The 14,655-nt window shown below is 71.8% G+C and carries 14 protein-coding genes; 5 read left to right on the top strand and 9 right to left on the bottom strand.

Annotation, left to right across the window (positions count from 1 at the left end):
- Positions 1-8 precede the first annotated feature (8 nt).
- Positions 9-1,850: an ABC-F family ATP-binding cassette domain-containing protein gene (locus ACFFJB_RS10570; protein ID WP_376831320.1), complete on the top strand. Its 1,842-nt coding sequence runs from the start codon at positions 9-11 to the stop codon at positions 1,848-1,850.
- Positions 1,851-1,866: 16 nt separating this feature from the next.
- Here the strand turns inward: ACFFJB_RS10570 and ACFFJB_RS10565 are convergent, their stop codons facing one another.
- Both ACFFJB_RS10565 and ACFFJB_RS10560 read right to left on the bottom strand, forming a co-directional pair.
- Positions 1,867-2,886, bottom strand: a complete 1,020-nt coding sequence (locus tag ACFFJB_RS10565; protein WP_376831318.1) for a metal ABC transporter substrate-binding protein — start codon at positions 2,884-2,886, stop codon at positions 1,867-1,869.
- Positions 2,887-3,032: 146 nt separating this feature from the next.
- Positions 3,033-3,497 (bottom strand): MarR family winged helix-turn-helix transcriptional regulator, encoded by a 465-nt coding sequence (locus ACFFJB_RS10560; protein ID WP_376831317.1) that lies wholly within the window; start codon positions 3,495-3,497, stop codon positions 3,033-3,035.
- A 372-nt stretch (positions 3,498-3,869) separates the two neighbouring features.
- Here ACFFJB_RS10560 and ACFFJB_RS10555 point away from each other — a divergent pair, with 372 nt between their 5' ends.
- Positions 3,870-4,718 (top strand): universal stress protein, encoded by an 849-nt coding sequence (locus tag ACFFJB_RS10555; RefSeq protein ID WP_376832649.1) that lies wholly within the window; start codon positions 3,870-3,872, stop codon positions 4,716-4,718.
- 77 nt (positions 4,719-4,795) lie between these two features.
- Here ACFFJB_RS10555 and ACFFJB_RS10550 read toward each other — a convergent pair whose 3' ends face one another.
- The 6 genes from ACFFJB_RS10550 to ACFFJB_RS10525 all read right to left on the bottom strand — a co-directional run bounded on the left by ACFFJB_RS10550 (position 4,796) and on the right by ACFFJB_RS10525 (position 9,914).
- Positions 4,796-5,773, bottom strand: a complete 978-nt coding sequence (locus tag ACFFJB_RS10550; protein ID WP_376831315.1) for an NADPH:quinone oxidoreductase family protein — start codon at positions 5,771-5,773, stop codon at positions 4,796-4,798.
- Between the two features lie 67 nt (positions 5,774-5,840).
- Positions 5,841-6,449, bottom strand: coding sequence for a 2-hydroxychromene-2-carboxylate isomerase (locus ACFFJB_RS10545; protein WP_376831314.1), 609 nt, complete (start codon positions 6,447-6,449; stop codon positions 5,841-5,843).
- A gap of 49 nt (positions 6,450-6,498) precedes the next feature.
- Positions 6,499-7,203 carry a glutathione S-transferase N-terminal domain-containing protein gene (locus ACFFJB_RS10540; RefSeq protein ID WP_376831313.1) on the bottom strand — a complete coding sequence of 235 codons (705 nt, stop codon included), beginning with the start codon at positions 7,201-7,203 and terminating at the stop codon, positions 6,499-6,501.
- Positions 7,204-7,424: 221 nt separating this feature from the next.
- The gene (locus ACFFJB_RS10535; RefSeq protein ID WP_376831312.1) at positions 7,425-8,243 is read right to left on the bottom strand and encodes a crotonase/enoyl-CoA hydratase family protein; all 819 of its coding nucleotides are present in this window, start codon (positions 8,241-8,243) and stop codon (positions 7,425-7,427) included.
- Between the two features lie 134 nt (positions 8,244-8,377).
- Entirely contained in the window at positions 8,378-9,343 is a 966-nt protein-coding gene (locus ACFFJB_RS10530) for an ROK family protein (protein WP_376831310.1), read from the bottom strand.
- 25 nt (positions 9,344-9,368) lie between these two features.
- Positions 9,369-9,914 carry an NADPH-dependent FMN reductase gene (locus tag ACFFJB_RS10525; RefSeq protein ID WP_376831309.1) on the bottom strand — a complete coding sequence of 182 codons (546 nt, stop codon included), beginning with the start codon at positions 9,912-9,914 and terminating at the stop codon, positions 9,369-9,371.
- 256 nt (positions 9,915-10,170) lie between these two features.
- Here ACFFJB_RS10525 and ACFFJB_RS10520 point away from each other — a divergent pair, with 256 nt between their 5' ends.
- Both ACFFJB_RS10520 and ACFFJB_RS10515 read left to right on the top strand, forming a co-directional pair.
- A complete protein-coding gene (locus tag ACFFJB_RS10520; protein WP_376831307.1) occupies positions 10,171-11,745 on the top strand; it encodes an AMP-binding protein in 1,575 nt (524 codons plus the stop codon).
- Between the two features lie 151 nt (positions 11,746-11,896).
- Positions 11,897-12,775: a penicillin-binding transpeptidase domain-containing protein gene (locus ACFFJB_RS10515; protein ID WP_376831306.1), complete on the top strand. Its 879-nt coding sequence runs from the start codon at positions 11,897-11,899 to the stop codon at positions 12,773-12,775.
- Between the two features lie 22 nt (positions 12,776-12,797).
- Here the strand turns inward: ACFFJB_RS10515 and ACFFJB_RS10510 are convergent, their stop codons facing one another.
- Positions 12,798-13,424, bottom strand: coding sequence for a TetR/AcrR family transcriptional regulator (locus tag ACFFJB_RS10510; RefSeq protein WP_376831305.1), 627 nt, complete (start codon positions 13,422-13,424; stop codon positions 12,798-12,800).
- A gap of 444 nt (positions 13,425-13,868) precedes the next feature.
- On the opposite strand from ACFFJB_RS10510, the gene ACFFJB_RS10505 reads away from it, so the two are divergent.
- Entirely contained in the window at positions 13,869-14,627 is a 759-nt protein-coding gene (locus tag ACFFJB_RS10505) for a 3-hydroxyacyl-CoA dehydrogenase (RefSeq protein WP_376831304.1), read from the top strand.
- Positions 14,628-14,655: the final 28 nt, after the last annotated feature.

Genomic DNA, 14,655 nt, shown 5'->3' with positions numbered 1-14,655 from the left:
GAGCTGCCATGGCTTCGCCACCCCTGCTGACCCTTTCCGGCGTGCGCCTGCGCATTGGCGCGCAGCAGCTGCTGGACGGCGCCGAACTGGCGGTCGCGCGCGGCGACCGCGTCGTGCTGGTGGGGCGCAACGGCTCGGGCAAGTCCACGCTGCTGCGGGTGGCGGCGGGGCTGGTGGAGCCCGACGCCGGCGTGCGCTTCCTGCAGCCGGACGCCACGCTGCGCTACCTGCCGCAGGAGCCGGACCTCTCCGGCCATGACACGGTGCTCTCCTGGGTGATGGAGGGCCTCGCCGGAGGCGACGATCCCTGGCGCGCCAGCATGTATCTGGAGAAACTGGGCCTCACCGGCGACGAACATCCCGCCAGCCTTTCCGGCGGCGAGGCGCGCCGCGCCGCGCTGGCCCGCGCCCTTGCGCCCCAGCCGGACATCCTGCTGCTGGACGAGCCCACCAACCATCTCGACCTGCCGGCCATCGAATGGCTGGAGGAGGAGCTGGCCGGCATGCGCGCCGCGCTGGTGGTGATCAGCCATGACCGGCGCTTTCTCCAGAAGCTCGGCAGGTCCGTGGTCTGGCTCGACCGCGGCCAGACCCGCCGCGCCGACATCACCTTCGACCGCTTCGAGGCCTGGCGCGACGAAACGCTGGAGCAGGAGCGCGTCGCCGCCGAAAAGCTCGACCGCAAGATCGCCGCGGAGGAGGACTGGGTGCGCTATGGCGTCACCGCCCGGCGCAAGCGCAACATGCGGCGCATGGGCGAGCTCGCCGCCCTGCGCCAGCAGCGGCGCGAGGCGCGCCGGGCCATCGCCCAGGCCAGCGGCCAGGTGAGCATGGCCGCCGCCGGGGCGGAAGTCTCGGGCAAGCAGGTCATCGAGGCGAAGGGCGTGTGCAAGAGCTTTGGCGAGCGCCCCATCGTCCGCGACTTCAGCCTGCGGCTGCTGCGCGGCGACCGGCTGGGAATCGTCGGCCCCAACGGCGCCGGCAAGACCACCCTGGTCAACCTGCTCACCGGCCGGCTGCAGCCGGATTCGGGAGACATCCGCTTCGGCGCCAACATCGAGCTGGCCACGCTGGACCAGCGCCGCGCCCTGCTCAATCCCGAGGCGACGCTCGCCGAAACGCTGACCGGCGGGCGCGGCGACCACGTGTTCATCGGCGGCCAGCCGCGCCACGTCATCTCCTACATGTCGGACTTCCTGTTCACGCCGGAGATGGCGCGCACGCCGGTGAAGGTGCTCTCCGGCGGCGAGCGCGCGCGGCTGATGCTGGCGCTGGCGCTGGCGAAGCCCTCCAACCTGCTGGTGCTCGACGAGCCCACCAATGATCTCGACCTCGAGACCGTGGACGTGCTGGAGGAGATGCTGGCCGACTACGCCGGCACGCTGATCCTCATCAGCCACGACCGCGACTTCCTCGACCGGGTGGTCGATGCGGTGCTGGTTCCGGAAGGGGGCGGGCGCTGGCAGGAATACGCCGGCGGCTATTCCGACATGCTGCGCCAGCGCGGCGCCGACGTCGCCAGCGCCAGGCCGCCGGCGAAGGCCGCCGCCAGGGGGCGGCCGAAGCCGGAGGCGGAGCCCGCTCCGGCGCAGGAGGCGCGGCCTGCGGCGAAGCGCATGAGCTACCGGGACCGGCACGCGCTGGAGACGCTGCCGAAGACCATCGCCGACCTGGAGGCGAAGCTGAAGCTGGCCCAGGAGAAGCTGGCCGACCCGGATCTCTACGCCCGCGACCGCGCCCTGTTCGGGAAGCTCACCGCCGCGGCGGCGCAGCTGCAGGAGCAGCTCTCCGCCGCTGAAGACCGCTGGCTCGAGCTGGAGATGCTGAGGGCGGAGATCGAGGGCGGCTGAAGGCCGCCGCCCCGGCTCACTCCGCCAGCGCCGCGGCCAGCGCGCCGGCGTTGTGGCGCATCATCGCCACATAGTCCGGGGCCGGGCCGTCCGGCGGCGTGAGCGAATCCGTGTACAGGCGCCCGCCGATCTTCGCCCCCGTCTCGCGGGCGATCTGCTGCATCAGCCGCGGATTGGCGACGTCCTCCAGGAACACCGCCGGCGCCTTCGCCTCGCGGATCTGGCGGATGACGCGGGCCACGTCCGTGGCCGACGGCTCCGACTCGGTGGAGAGCCCCTGCGGCGCCAGCAGCTCCAGCCCGTAGGCGCGGCCGAAATAGCCGAAGGCGTCGTGGGTGGTGATGATGCGCCGGCGCGCCGGCGGAATGTGCGCCATCATGCGGCGGATGTCGGCGTCCAGCGCCTGCAGCTCGGCGATATAGGCGGCGGCGTTGCGCTCATAGGTCTCGCGCCCGTCCGGATCGGCGCGCACCAGCCCGTCGCGGATGTTCTGCGCGTAAATCACGGCGTTGCGCACGTCCTGCCAGGCGTGGGGATCCAGGCCGGCGTGGCCGTGGGCGTGTGCGCCCCCGCCGCCGTGCGTCCCGCCGGCGTGCGCCGCATGGGCATGGCCGCCGTTTCCGTCGCCGGCCGGCGCCACGCCGCGGCTGGCCTCCACCACCGGCGCCTTCGCCCCGGCGGCGCGGATCAGCCGCGGCATCCACCCCTCCAGCGCCAGGCCGTTGGTGATGATCAGCCGCGCCCCGGCGATGCGCCGGGCGTCGGCCGGCGCCGGCGAAAACACGTGCACGTCGCCGCCCGGGCCCACCAGCTCGGTCACCTCCACCCGCTCGCCGCCGATGCGCCGCGCCATGTCGGCCAGAATGGAGAAACTGGCCGTCACCGGCAGCTTCGGCCCCGGCTCCGCATGGGCGGAGACGGCCGCCCCCGGCAGCAGGGCGAGGCAGGCGGCGAGGGCGGCTGCGCCCAGCAGGCGCCGCCGCGCCGGCAGGACCGGGCGGCCGGAGCAGGAGACGGGACGACGCGGAGCGGGCATGGCGGGTCCTTGCAGGTCTGGCGGACGGCGCGCCAGGGGCGGCGCGCCAGCGCAGATATAGGCGCAATGCAATAACGTTACAATTTCCCGTGCGGCGACATGCGCCCGTCCGCGCGTCGCGGCGCTGCAAAAACCGGCGGCGCGCCTCAGCCGTCGGCGCGGCGGAAGATGATGTCCATGGTGCGCGCCATGATCTCCAGGTCGCCCGGAGGGATGTCGCGGATGATCTCCGCCTCATATTCATGGGCGAGGGGGATCAGCTCGTCGTGCAGGGCGCGGCCCTGGTCGCTGAGCCACAGGTTGATCTCGCGCCGGTCATGGGCGCTCACCTCGCCGCGCACCAGGCCGCGCGCCTCCAGCGAGGTGACGGCGCGCGACACCTTGGTCTTGTGCATGCGGCTGTGCTGGCCGATGGCCTTGGCGGTGAGCGGCGAATGGGCGCCGAGCGTGGCCAGCACGCGCCATTCCGGAATGGCGAGACCGAACCGGTCCAGGTACTGCCGGGCGAAGCCCTGGGCGACCACTTCGGACAGGACGGAAAAGCGGTAAGGCAGGTAAGAGCGCAGATCGAGGCTGGGATGGGCGCCGTCAGCGTTGTCGTCCGTTGACATGGGCATTTCCGGGTTATGGCGTCATGCGCGTCCGGCACGGGAGAGGCCGCTTCCGGCATGAGCATGCGGCAGGACGCGGCGGCAGGGCAAATGACAACTTCGCCTCCGCGGGCGCGGGCGGCGCCGTCCGGAGGCCCGCGCCGCCGCGAACGCACGCTCCGCCTTCGCCGTCGCATATCACGTTTCAGCGCGCGGCCGTCAATCTTTCCTTTGTCTTGCGGCGCATTTCGCAACCCCGGCCCGCGTCTCGCGCGTTTTTTGGTCGCTGTCCCAGCCGGAGAGGGAAGATCATGTCGACGCGCGGGCGCGCCTCCGGCATTCTGGCGCCGTGGGGGCTGGAGCCCGGACGCTACAGAGGGGAGTTGAGCCGTGATGGACCTGATGGTGCACCTCGACGGCACGCCGGAAGACGAAGTCCGGCTTGGACACGTCGCGGCGGTGATCGCCACCGTCGGCGCCGGAAAAGTGGCGCGCCTCACCGGGCTGTTCACCAACGCGCTGCCGGAATTCGCCACGGTGATGCCCATCGAGGCGGGCGCCGCCGCCGTGTCGGTTGTGGCGGACATCGAGGACCAGGTGCGGCGTGAAGGCGACGTCATCGAGCAGAAGCTGCGCGAACGGCTGGGACGGTTCGGCGTTCCCCATGAGGTGCGCCGTCTCGACGCGCGCCCGGCCGCGCTGGCCCGTCTGGCCGCCCGCCAGGCGCGCTGGGCCGACCTGTTCATCGCCACCTGCCCCTATCGCGGCGACGGCGACCAGGACTGGGGCGACCTGATCGAGGCCGTGCTGATGGAGAGCGGCCGCGGCATCCTGCTGGCGCCGCCCGGCGCGACGGCCCCGGACCGGTTCGAGCGCATTCTCATCGGCTGGCGCGACTGCCGCCAGGCCACGCGCGCCGTGGCCGAGGCCCTGCCGCTGATCGCCGAAGCCCGCGAGACCACCATCGTTTACGCCTTCGCCCGCGAGGACGGGGAGACCGACCGTTCCGCCGAGGATCTGGCGGCGCATCTCAGCCGCCACGCCGGGCGCGTGGAGGTCCGCCCGGTGAAGCTGGACGCCGGCGACGCCACCGCCGCGCTGCTGGACGAGAGCGAGCGCGTGGGGGCCAATCTCATCGTCATGGGCGGCTATGGCCAGTCGCGCTGGCTGGAGTGGTTCATGGGCGGCACCACCCGCGACGTCATCACCCGCACCGACAGGGCGCTGCTGCTGGCCCACTGACCCGCAGCCGCCGGGGCGGAGACGCAAGACGCGCGGCTTTCGCCGCGCGTTCGCGTCAGGGGCGGCCGGGGGTCGCCTCAGCGCATCCGGATCACCACCCGGCCGATGGCCTTGCGGTCGCGCATCAGCTCGAACGCCTCGCGGAAGCGTTCCAGCGGCACCACATGGGAGATATGCGGCTTCAGCCGGCCGGAGGCGGCCAGCTCCGCCAGCGCCTTCTGCACCCGCCGGCCGCTCTCCGGATCGTGGCGGGCCGACTCGCCGGCGCGCACGCCCAGCACGCTCGCGCCCTTGATCAGCACCAGATTGGTCGCCGCCATGCCGACCCCGCCGGTGAAGCCGATCACCAGCAGCCGGCAGCCCCAGTTCATGCAGCGCAGGCTCTGCTCGAACACCTCGCCGCCCACCGGATCAAACACCACGTCCACGCCCTTGCCGCCGGTGAGGCGCTTGACTTCGTCCCGGAAGGGGCCGTCGCCATAGAGGATGGCGTGGTCGGCGCCGCTGGCGCGGATCACCTCCAGTTTTTCCGGCGAGGAGGCGCAGCCGATCACCGTCGCGCCCATCATCTTGCCGATCTGCACCGCGGCGAGGCCGACGCCGCCGCCGGCGCCGTGCGCCAGCAGCGTCTCGCCCGCCTTCAGGTGGGCGCGTTCGTTCAGCGCGTACCAGGCGGTCTGGTAGGCGACGCGGAAACAGGCGCCTTCCTCAAACGTCAGCGTCTCCGGCAGCGGCGCCAGCTGCGACTCGGCCACCACCGCCTCCTCGGCGAAGGCGCCGGTCTTGCCGCCCACCATCACCCGGTCGCCCACCCGCACGCGCGTCACGCCCTCGCCGGTCTCGGCGACCACGCCGGCCGCCTCCATGCCGGCCACATACGGCGTCTGCGGCCTGAACTGGTAGCCGCCGGACGTCATCAGCAGGTCCGGGAAGTTGAGGCAGGCGGCGTGGATCTCCACGCGGACCTGGCCAGGGCCGACCGGCTGGCGGGGGGTCTCTTCCAGCGCAAGGCCATCAATGCCGCGAAGTTCACGGCACACCACGGAACGGGGCATGGGGGCTTTCCTGTGCGTCTTGTCTGTCGTCGTTGTCGGGTCGCGGCGGGGACGGCGCGCCGTCCCCTCAGCCCTGGCGGGCGCGCGCGAGGGCGGCGCGGATCAGCGGCATGCGGTCGTTGCCGAAATACATGTCGTCGCCGTTGACGAAGAAGGTGGGGGAGCCGAAGCCGCCGCGGCGCACCACCTCCTCGGTGTTGCGCCGCAGCTGGTCCCTGATCTCCGGCGTGGCGATGGCGGCGAAAAAGGCGTCGCGGTCGATCTCCAGCCGGTCGAGGATCGCCGCCAGCTCTGCGTCCTGCGATATGTCGCGGCCGTCGCGCCAGTAGCTCTCGAACACGGCGCGGGCGAAGGGCACGAGCCTGCCCTGCGGCTCCAGCCAGACGCAGCCGCGCATGGCCTTCACCGAATTCACCGGAAACACCTGCGGCCAGTTGATCTTCACGCCGCAGTAACGCGCCCAGTCCTGCAGGTCCTTGCGCATGTAGGCCGCCTTCTGCGGCACCGGGTTCTGGCGCGAGGCGTAAACCGTGGGGTTGATGGTGTTGAAGATGCCGCCCACCAGGATCGGCTTCCAGACCACCGGCTCCCCGAACTCCTCCGCCAGCCGGATGAGCGATTCAAAGCCCAGATAGGTCCAGGGGCTGGAGCAGTCAAAATAGCACTCGATGGTCATGGCGGCGTCTCCCGGCCGGTCGCTTGTCTGGTTGTGAGGGGAGGCGGCGTCAGCCGCCGCGCGGCGGCTCGCCCGCGCTGGTCTGGCCGAACAGCACCTTTTTCGCTTCCTCGGTCATGGGCCTGCGCCATTCCCGGCCCACGGCGAGGCCCGCCTGCAGCTTCGGGCGCGCGCGCAGCTGCGCGTACCAGCGCGCCACATGGGGATAGGCGTCCAGCGAAATGCCCTGGGCCTTGTGGGTCATGATCCAGGGGAAGATGGCCATGTCGGCGATGGAATAGTCGCCGGCCACGCAGGCGCCGGTAGCGCCCAGCCGCCGGTCCAGCACCGCGTACAGCCGGCGCGCCTCGTCGCCATAGCGCCTGATGGCGTAGGGAACCTGCTCCGGCGCGTACAGCCGGAAATGGCCGTGCTGGCCGAGCATGGGGCCAAGGCCGGCCATCTGCCACATCAGCCACTGGCGCGTCTGGTAGCGGCCGCGCAGGTCCGGGGGCATGAACAGGCCGGTCTTCTCGGCGAGATATTCGAGAATCGCGCCCGACTCGAAAATGGCCGCCGGTTCGCCGCCGTCGGCCGGGGCGTGGTCGACGATGGCCGGCATGCGGCCGTTGGGGCTGATGGCCTGGAACTCCGGGCGAAACTGGTCGCCCGCGCCGATGTTCACCGGGATCACCCGGTAGGGAAGGCCCGCCTCCTCCAGGAAGATGGTGATCTTGTAGCCGTTGGGCGTCGGCCAGTAGTACAGGTCGATCATGGGCGTTCCTCCCTGGCGTCGCGCCCGCTGGCGGGGCGTCTGCGCCGGCGTGCGGGGCGGACCGCCGCCGCCCCTGGCGCCGCCCGCCGGGGCGGCCGCCGTTTCTCGCGCCGCGCGCCAGGCCCGTGCCGCGGCGCGGGCGCGCGGTATGGTCCCACGGTGTGCGGCCCACGGTGTGCGGCCACGGCCCGGAGCTGGCCCCGGGCCGCGCCCGCGCGCCGTCAGGTCTGCGGATCGGCGTAGCTGGCCGGGCGTTTCTGCAGGTTGGACATGATGGCCTCCACCTGGTTGGGGCTGCCGATCAGCTTCTGCTGCTCCTCGGCCTCGTCGGTGAGGCCCTCCACCGGCGAAACCACCACGGCGCGGTTGAGAATGCGCTTGGCGGCGCGGATGGCGTCCGGGCTCCTGTCCGCGATCTGGCGCGCCGTCTCCATGGCCCCGGCGTAAGGATCGGCGCAGACGCGGGTGGCGAATCCGAGGGTCAGGGCCTCCTCGCCGGTGAAGATGCGGCCGGTGTAGGTGAGCTCGCGCACCACGTCCTCACGGGCGAGATGGCGCATGATCTGGGTGCCGGCCATGTCCGGCACGAGGCCCCACTTGATCTCCATCACCGACATGCGCGCGTCCGGCGTCACGTACCGCATGTCCGCGCCGAGGGCGAGCTGGAAGCCGCCGCCGAAGGCCACCCCGTGCACCGCCGCGATCACCGGAACCGGCAGCTCCCGCCAGCCCCACACCGCATATTGCGGCCGGTTGGCCACGCCATGGGTGCGGGCGGCGAGATCGCGCGGAATGGCGCCGCCTTCCTTGCGGGCTCCCTCCGCCATCTTGCCGAAATTGCCCATGTCGAGGCCGGCGCAGAAGGCGCGGCCCTCGCCGGAGAGCACCACGGCGCGCACCTTCGGGTCCTGCTTCAGCGTTTCGATTGCCTCCAGCAGCGCGTTGAACATGGCGTCGTCCAGCGCGTTCATCTTGTCGGCGCGGACCAGTTTCACGTCGGCGACGCCATTGGCGATAGTGATGGAAATGCGGCCCTGCATGTGTGTCGTTCCCTGTTGCCGGCCGCCGTCCTCTTGCGGCGGGACGGCCGTGGCCGTGGCCTGTCGCGGACGCCGGAGGCGCCTAACAAGCATTCGATTGGTCCGGGGTGATGGTCAGGAGCGCCGCGCGAAAGTCAAGCGTCGGCATACGCCGGCGGCGTCCACAGCCATGCGGCCCCGCGCACCCCTGAGCTGTCGCCGTGCATGGCGCGGCGCAGCGGCGTGTCGAACACGTCGGAGAACAGGTGCGGCCGGATCGCCGCCGGCAGCGCCTCGTACAGCTCGTCGATGTTGGAAATGCCGCCGCCGAGCACGATCACGTCCGGATCGAGCACGTTGATGACGCTCGCCATGGCCTTGCCGAGGCGGCGCACGTAGCGCCGCCACACGGCGCGGGCCACGGGGTCGCCGGCGCGCATGGCGCGCGCCACCTCCTGCGCCGTTGCGCCGGCGGGGCCGCCGGCGGCGACATATTCGGCGGCGAGGGCCGGTCCGCTGCAGCAGGTCTCCACGCAGCCGGCGCGGCCGCAGTAGCAGGGGCGGGCGGGCTCGTCGGCTCCGGCTCCTGGCAGCGGCATGTGGCCCCATTCGCCGGCGATGGCGTTGCGGCCGCGCAGCGGCCGCCCGTCCACGGCGATGCCCGAGCCCACGCCGGTGCCGAGAATGATCGCCCACGCCACGCGGGCGCCGCGGGCGGCGCCGTCCGCCGCCTCCGAAGCGGCGAGACAGTTGGCGTCGTTCTCCAGCAGCACCGGGCGGCCGAGCGCCGCTGCCAGATCGGCGGCCAGCGGCCGGCCGTTCAGCCAGGTGGAGTTGGCGTTGCGGATCAGGCCGGTGGCGGGGGAGAGCGAACCGGGAACGCCGAAGCCCACCGGCCGCGGCGCGCCGGCGAAGGTCGGGCTGACGCCGGCGGCGCGCTCCGTCTCCTCCACCAGCGCCGCGATGGCGCGCACGCCCGCCTCATAGTCGCCGCGCGGCGTCGGCGCGCGGCGACGGGCGCGCTCGCGGCCGCTGGCGTCCAGCACGATGGCCTCGATCTTGGTGCCGCCGAGATCAACGCCGGTGCGCGCGGCGCCGCCGCGCTGGCCGTCTCCTCCCATCGTCTCCCCCGTGCCCTGCGGCGCGTCAGCCCGTGCGTCCGATGAAGCCGGCGAAGGCGTCGACGAAACCCTGGAGGAAGGCGCGCGTCTGCCCGTCCGTCACCGAGTCGCTGTCGTCGATCAGGCCCGGCTTCGCCGAGAAATACACCTCCGGCTGGCCCATCAGCACGCCGCCGACCACGGCGACCACCGCCTTGAGGTGCTGCTGCGCCGCCGCCGTGCCGATGGCGCCGGGGCTGGCGCCGATCACGGCCGTGGGCTTGCCGGCCCAGCTGCTCTCGCCATAGGGGCGCGAGCCCCAGTCAATGGCGTTCTTGAGCAGCGGCGGAACCGACCGGTTGTATTCCGGCGTGACGAACAGCACCGCGTCCGCCGCCTCCACCTCGGCCTTCATGCGCAGCACGCTGGCCGGCGGGTCCCGCCACAGTTCGTCGTCATACATGGGCAGGTCGTCGATGCGGATGAAGCGGAAGGCCAGCCTGCCCTCCGCGAGACGGGCGACGGCGCGCGCCAGCTGCTGGTTGACGGAGCCAGGGCGGACGCTGCCGACGACTGCTGCGACTGTTTTCATGGAACTTTCTCCCTGCGGCGGGGCGGACCGGCGGCGGCCCGCGACGGTTGATGCAAGCAATAGCATCTTCCGCGGGTAAAGTGCGCCGCCGCACATTTCGCGGTGGCCGCCCGCCGCCGCCGGCGCATTGCCAGGGCGGGCGGATTACGGATAATCCCTGCCCGGAAGGGGCCCGGGCCGCGGCGGCGCGGCGGGCCGCCGGCGACCGGCGCGCGGCCGGCGCCGCGAATCTGGGGCAGGCACAGGGAGGAAGGGCATGGCGATCCAGCGCCCGGGCATGGGGCACCCGTTTGTGGGGCAAGACATCCGCACGCTCGTCGATTACCGGGCCAGGGCGAGCGGCGACAAGCCGTTCATCATCTGGGAGCCGTTTGAAGGCGTGGGCTACGCCTGGTCGTTCGCCCAGTTCGCGAACCGTCTGCGCCGCTTCGCCGCCGGTCTTCTGGCCCGGGGCGTGAAGCCGGGCGAGCGCGTGGTGGTGCACCTCGACAACTGCCCGGAGTCCATCGTCTCGTGGCTCGGCTGCGCCTACGCCGGGGCGGTGGCGGTCACCACCAACGCCCGCTCCAGCGCCGACGAGCTGGCCTATTTCTTCGACCATTCCGGCGCGGTGGCGGTGATCACCCAGCCCAAATTCGCGGAGATGGCGGCGCGGGCGTGCAAGGGCGCGCGCTGGATCGCCGTCACCGAGACCGACAACGGCGAGGACGCCGGCCCCAACACGCCCGCGCCGGCCGATTCGTTCAGCGCCATTGACGGCGATCCGGCTGGCCTGCCGCAGCGGCCGCACGATCCCATGGCGCCGTTCTCCATCCAGTTCACCTCCGGCACCACCTCGCGGCCCAAGGCGGTGCTGTGGACCCACGCCAACGCCCTGTGGGGCGCCAAGGTCAACGCCGCCCACGAGGAGCTGCGCGCCAGCGACACCCATCTGCTGACGATGCCGCTGTTCCACACCAACGCCCAGGCCTACACGCTGCTGGCCTCGCTGTGGGCGGGCGCCGCCTGCGTGGTGCAGCCGCGCTTCTCCGCCTCGCGGTTCTGGCCGGTGTCGCTGAAGCACGGCTGCACCTGGACGTCGATGATCCCGTTCTGCGCCCGGGCGCTGATGGCCCATGAGGTGCCGCAGCACAGCTACCGCGCCTGGGGCATCGCCGTGTGCGACGCGCCGTGGGATTCGCACTTCCGCGTGCGCTCGCTGGGCTGGTGGGGCATGACCGAAACCATCACCCACGGCACGGTGGGCGAGCTGCACGGCTACAACCGCCCCATGTCCATGGGCCGCTGCGCGCCGGAATATCTGGTGCGCATCGTCGACGGGAACGGCGAGGAGCTGGGGCCGGGCGCCACCGGCGACTTCCAGATCAGGGGCGTGCCGGGCCTGTCGCTGTTCGCCGGCTATGACGGCAACGAGCAGGCCACGCGCGAATCCTTCACCGAGGACGGCTGGTTCATCACCGGCGACCGCGTGACGCTGATGGAGGACGGCTTCTGGGTGTTCGCCGACCGCGCCAAGGACATGCTGAAGGTGGGCGGCGAGAACGTCGCCGCCTCGGAGATCGAGCGCGTGATCATGACCGTGCCCGGCATCGCCGAATGCGCGGTGGTGGCGAAGAAGCATCCGATGCTCGACGAGGTTCCCGTGGCCTTCATCCTGCCCGATCCCGGGCCGGTCGCGCCGGACCTGGCTGACAGGGTGATGGCCGCCTGCAGGGCGCAGCTGGCGAAGTTCAAGACGCCGGACGAGGTGCGCATCGTCTCCGAGCTGCCGCGCTCCACGCTGGAGAAGATCAACAAGGCGGCCCTGCGCCGGATGCTCGATCCCTCCTGATTCCTATCCCGTCCGCGCATCCGGGAGGGTGCGGCGCCGCACCTTCGGAAACGGGGCGCAGGCATAACCATCTGACGCTCGCGGTCCGCCCGCAAAGGCGGCCCGCGGGCGGACGGAAGAACCGTCCTGGCGTTGCGCCCCGGAGTCCAGGATGAAACGAGCGCGTAGACCCGTCAGGGACCTTGTCATCGCCGTGATCATTCCCGCCATGATCGGTCTGGGCGTGGCGGCGGCGATCACTTCATGCGTCGCCCGCGCGGCCGCTCCGGCCGCGCGTGAGGTCACGGACCGGTGCGTGGTCGTCATCGATCCTGACAGCGGCGCGACCATACGCAGCGAGGGCGCGTGCGCCGGCCGCAGCACCCCCGAATCCACCTTCAAGATCGTCCTCGCCGTCATGGGCTTCGCCACCGGCGTGCTGAAGGACGCCCATGATCCGGCCTGGGAGTACGACGGCCGTTTTCCCGCCCCGCAGCGCGACCGCAGGCGGGTCGATCCCGCCGCGTGGCAGCGCGACTCGGTGATCTGGTATTCGCGCGAGCTGACGCGGCGCATGGCGGAGCGGGAGGGGCCGGAGGTTCTGGCGCGCTGGGTGAAGCGCCTCGGCTACGGCAACCAGGACGCCAGCGGCGATCCTGGCCGCGACAACGGCCTGACGCAGGCCTGGCTCAACTCTTCGCTGGCGATCTCGCCGGAGGAGCAGGCGCGTTTTCTCGTTCGCCTGCTGCGGGACGAATTGCCGGTTCCGGCGGAGGTCCAGGCGAAGACGCGCGCCGTCATCCCCGTCCTTGACGCCCCCGGCGGCTGGCGCGTGCGCGGCAAGACCGGCTCCACCGGCCGCCTCGAAGGGCCAGACGGCGCGCAGGAGCGCGGCTGGTTCGTGGGCTGGGCGGAGAAGGACGGGCGGCGCGTGGTCTTCGCCGTGCGCCAGCGGGAGAGGCTCGCCGGCGAGGACGGCGCCTTCACCGGACCGCGCGTCCGCGCATGGACGCTCGCCAGCCTGGAGCGGCTGGCGGGGGCCGCGCGCTGAGGGAGCTGGCGCGCGGCGCGCGTCAGGGCGCCGGCGTGTTGCCCTTGTGCACGTAGCGCAAGGCGCCGACGATCTGGCGCGCCACGTCGGCCGGCGTCAGCCGCGACGAGGGCCGGTACCACGTGACCGCGCCGTTGAGCGCCCCCAGCAGGTGCAGGCGGAAGATGTTGCGGTCGATGTGATCCGGCAGGTCCAGCGGCTCGATCAGGCTGGCGAACAGCTTCTCGTGCTCGTCGCGCGGCTGGATCAGCTGCGGGCGCATCGCCTCCAGCCCCGGCGGAAACTTCACGTCCAGCACCGCGGTGCGGTCGCCGGTGAGCAGCGTCTCGCAGTGGGCGATGGCCCCTGCCTCCAGCCGCGCCCACGCGCCCTCCACCCCCTCGATGGCCGCCTGCACCGCCTCGGTCACCATGCGGATGTTGGCCTGGTACACCGCGACAAACAGCTCTTCCTTCGAGGCGAAGTGGTAGTAGAGCGAGCCTGACAGCAGCCCGGTGGCCGCCGCGATCTCGCGCATGGAGGCGCCCTCAAACCCCCGCGCCGCGAACAGCTTGCCCGCCTCGGCCAGGATCTGCTTGCGCCGCTCCGCGGCGCCGGCGTCCGATCCCCGCTCACCGTCCTTGCGCTTGCGACCTGTCGATCTGGCCATGGATCCTCCAATAAACGCGATGCGACGCCGGATGCGGCGCGCCCGGCCTCCGCAGGGCAGGGGGCGTCGCCGGCAGGACAATGCGGGACGTCATGTAGTCTAACAAACGATAGGTTGACGGGCTAGACCGTGCGCCTCTTATACTGCGCCGTATGGCGGACGCCCAGGGGAAATGACGGCGCGTCGCGCCGGCCGGCCAGCCGGCGGTTGCGGCGGGGGAGCGGCGCATTCGCCCCATGGCGCGGCGGCCGCGCCTGGGGTATGCCCCTGCCGGGAAATGCAGGAGGGCGCGGCGGAGGAAATTGCGGCGGGAGGGCCGGGGCGGGCCCCATGAACGCGACGGCCGCGCGCCGGCATGGCGTGTCCGGGGTCCGTCTGTTACAGCCTGCCCGAATTTCGGAACGCGGCCAGCCGCGCGGCTGGCGGCGCTATGGAGAGACTGTCATGGATATCAGGGGTATTTCGGCGCTCGTCACCGGCGGCGGCTCGGGCCTCGGTGAAGCGACCGCCCGTGCCTTCGCAGCCAGCGGCGCGAAGGTCACGATCGTTGACGTGCAGGAGGAGAAGGCGCGCCAGGTGGCGGCCGACATCGGCGGCGTCGCCGTGCGCGCCGACGTGACCAGCGAGGACGACATCCGCGCCGCCTTCAGGGCCGCGCAGGAGGCCCATGGCGTGGTCCGCGTGGTGGTGAACTGCGCCGGCGTGGCGCCGGCCGTGCGCGTGATGAGCAAGAAGGGCGTGCACGCCCTGGACATCTTCCAGCGCACCATCAACATCAACCTGCTCGGCACGTTCAACGTCATCCGCCTGTGCGCCGAGCAGCTGGTGGACGCAGAGCCGGTGGGCGAGGAGCGCGGCGTGATCATCAACACCGCCTCGGTCGCCGCCTTTGACGGCCAGATCGGCCAGGCCGCCTATTCGGCCTCGAAGGGCGGCGTGGTCGGAATGACCCTGCCGGTTGCCCGCGACCTGGCCCAGTGGGGCATCCGCGTGTGCTCGATCGCGCCCGGCATCTTCCTGACGCCGATGCTGATGGGTCTGCCGGAGGAGGCGCAGAAGAGCCTCGGCCAGCAGGTGCCGTTCCCGTCCCGTCTGGGCAAGCCGGCCGAATACGCCAGGCTGGCCCTGCACATCGTCGAAAATCCGATGCTCAACGGCGAAGTGATCCGCCTCGACGGCGCCATCCGCATGGCGCCGCGCTGAGCCGTGGCTGCGGGGCTCCGGAGGTCTC

It is taken from the genome of Camelimonas abortus (genome assembly GCF_042432745.1).
Classification (GTDB): Bacteria; Pseudomonadota; Alphaproteobacteria; order Rhizobiales; family Beijerinckiaceae; genus Camelimonas; species Camelimonas abortus.
The sequence above is the reverse complement of the archived record's forward strand: the minus strand, read 5'-3'. Positions and strand labels throughout refer to the sequence as shown.

What these genes read in the sequence shown, in the direction of transcription:
- ACFFJB_RS10570 (WP_376831320.1), top strand. Translation starts at nt 9, where the DNA reads ATGGCTTCGCCACCCCTGCTGACCCTTTCCGGCGTGCGCCTGCGCATT.
- ACFFJB_RS10565 (WP_376831318.1), bottom strand. Translation starts at nt 2,886, where the DNA reads ATGCCCGCTCCGCGTCGTCCCGTCTCCTGCTCCGGCCGCCCGGTCCTG.
- ACFFJB_RS10560 (WP_376831317.1), bottom strand. Translation starts at nt 3,497, where the DNA reads ATGTCAACGGACGACAACGCTGACGGCGCCCATCCCAGCCTCGATCTG.
- ACFFJB_RS10555 (WP_376832649.1), top strand. Translation starts at nt 3,870, where the DNA reads ATGGACCTGATGGTGCACCTCGACGGCACGCCGGAAGACGAAGTCCGG.
- ACFFJB_RS10550 (WP_376831315.1), bottom strand. Translation starts at nt 5,773, where the DNA reads ATGCCCCGTTCCGTGGTGTGCCGTGAACTTCGCGGCATTGATGGCCTT.
- ACFFJB_RS10545 (WP_376831314.1), bottom strand. Translation starts at nt 6,449, where the DNA reads ATGACCATCGAGTGCTATTTTGACTGCTCCAGCCCCTGGACCTATCTG.
- ACFFJB_RS10540 (WP_376831313.1), bottom strand. Translation starts at nt 7,203, where the DNA reads ATGATCGACCTGTACTACTGGCCGACGCCCAACGGCTACAAGATCACC.
- ACFFJB_RS10535 (WP_376831312.1), bottom strand. Translation starts at nt 8,243, where the DNA reads ATGCAGGGCCGCATTTCCATCACTATCGCCAATGGCGTCGCCGACGTG.
- ACFFJB_RS10530 (WP_376831310.1), bottom strand. Translation starts at nt 9,343, where the DNA reads ATGGGAGGAGACGGCCAGCGCGGCGGCGCCGCGCGCACCGGCGTTGAT.
- ACFFJB_RS10525 (WP_376831309.1), bottom strand. Translation starts at nt 9,914, where the DNA reads ATGAAAACAGTCGCAGCAGTCGTCGGCAGCGTCCGCCCTGGCTCCGTC.
- ACFFJB_RS10520 (WP_376831307.1), top strand. Translation starts at nt 10,171, where the DNA reads ATGGCGATCCAGCGCCCGGGCATGGGGCACCCGTTTGTGGGGCAAGAC.
- ACFFJB_RS10515 (WP_376831306.1), top strand. Translation starts at nt 11,897, where the DNA reads ATGAAACGAGCGCGTAGACCCGTCAGGGACCTTGTCATCGCCGTGATC.
- ACFFJB_RS10510 (WP_376831305.1), bottom strand. Translation starts at nt 13,424, where the DNA reads ATGGCCAGATCGACAGGTCGCAAGCGCAAGGACGGTGAGCGGGGATCG.
- ACFFJB_RS10505 (WP_376831304.1), top strand. Translation starts at nt 13,869, where the DNA reads ATGGATATCAGGGGTATTTCGGCGCTCGTCACCGGCGGCGGCTCGGGC.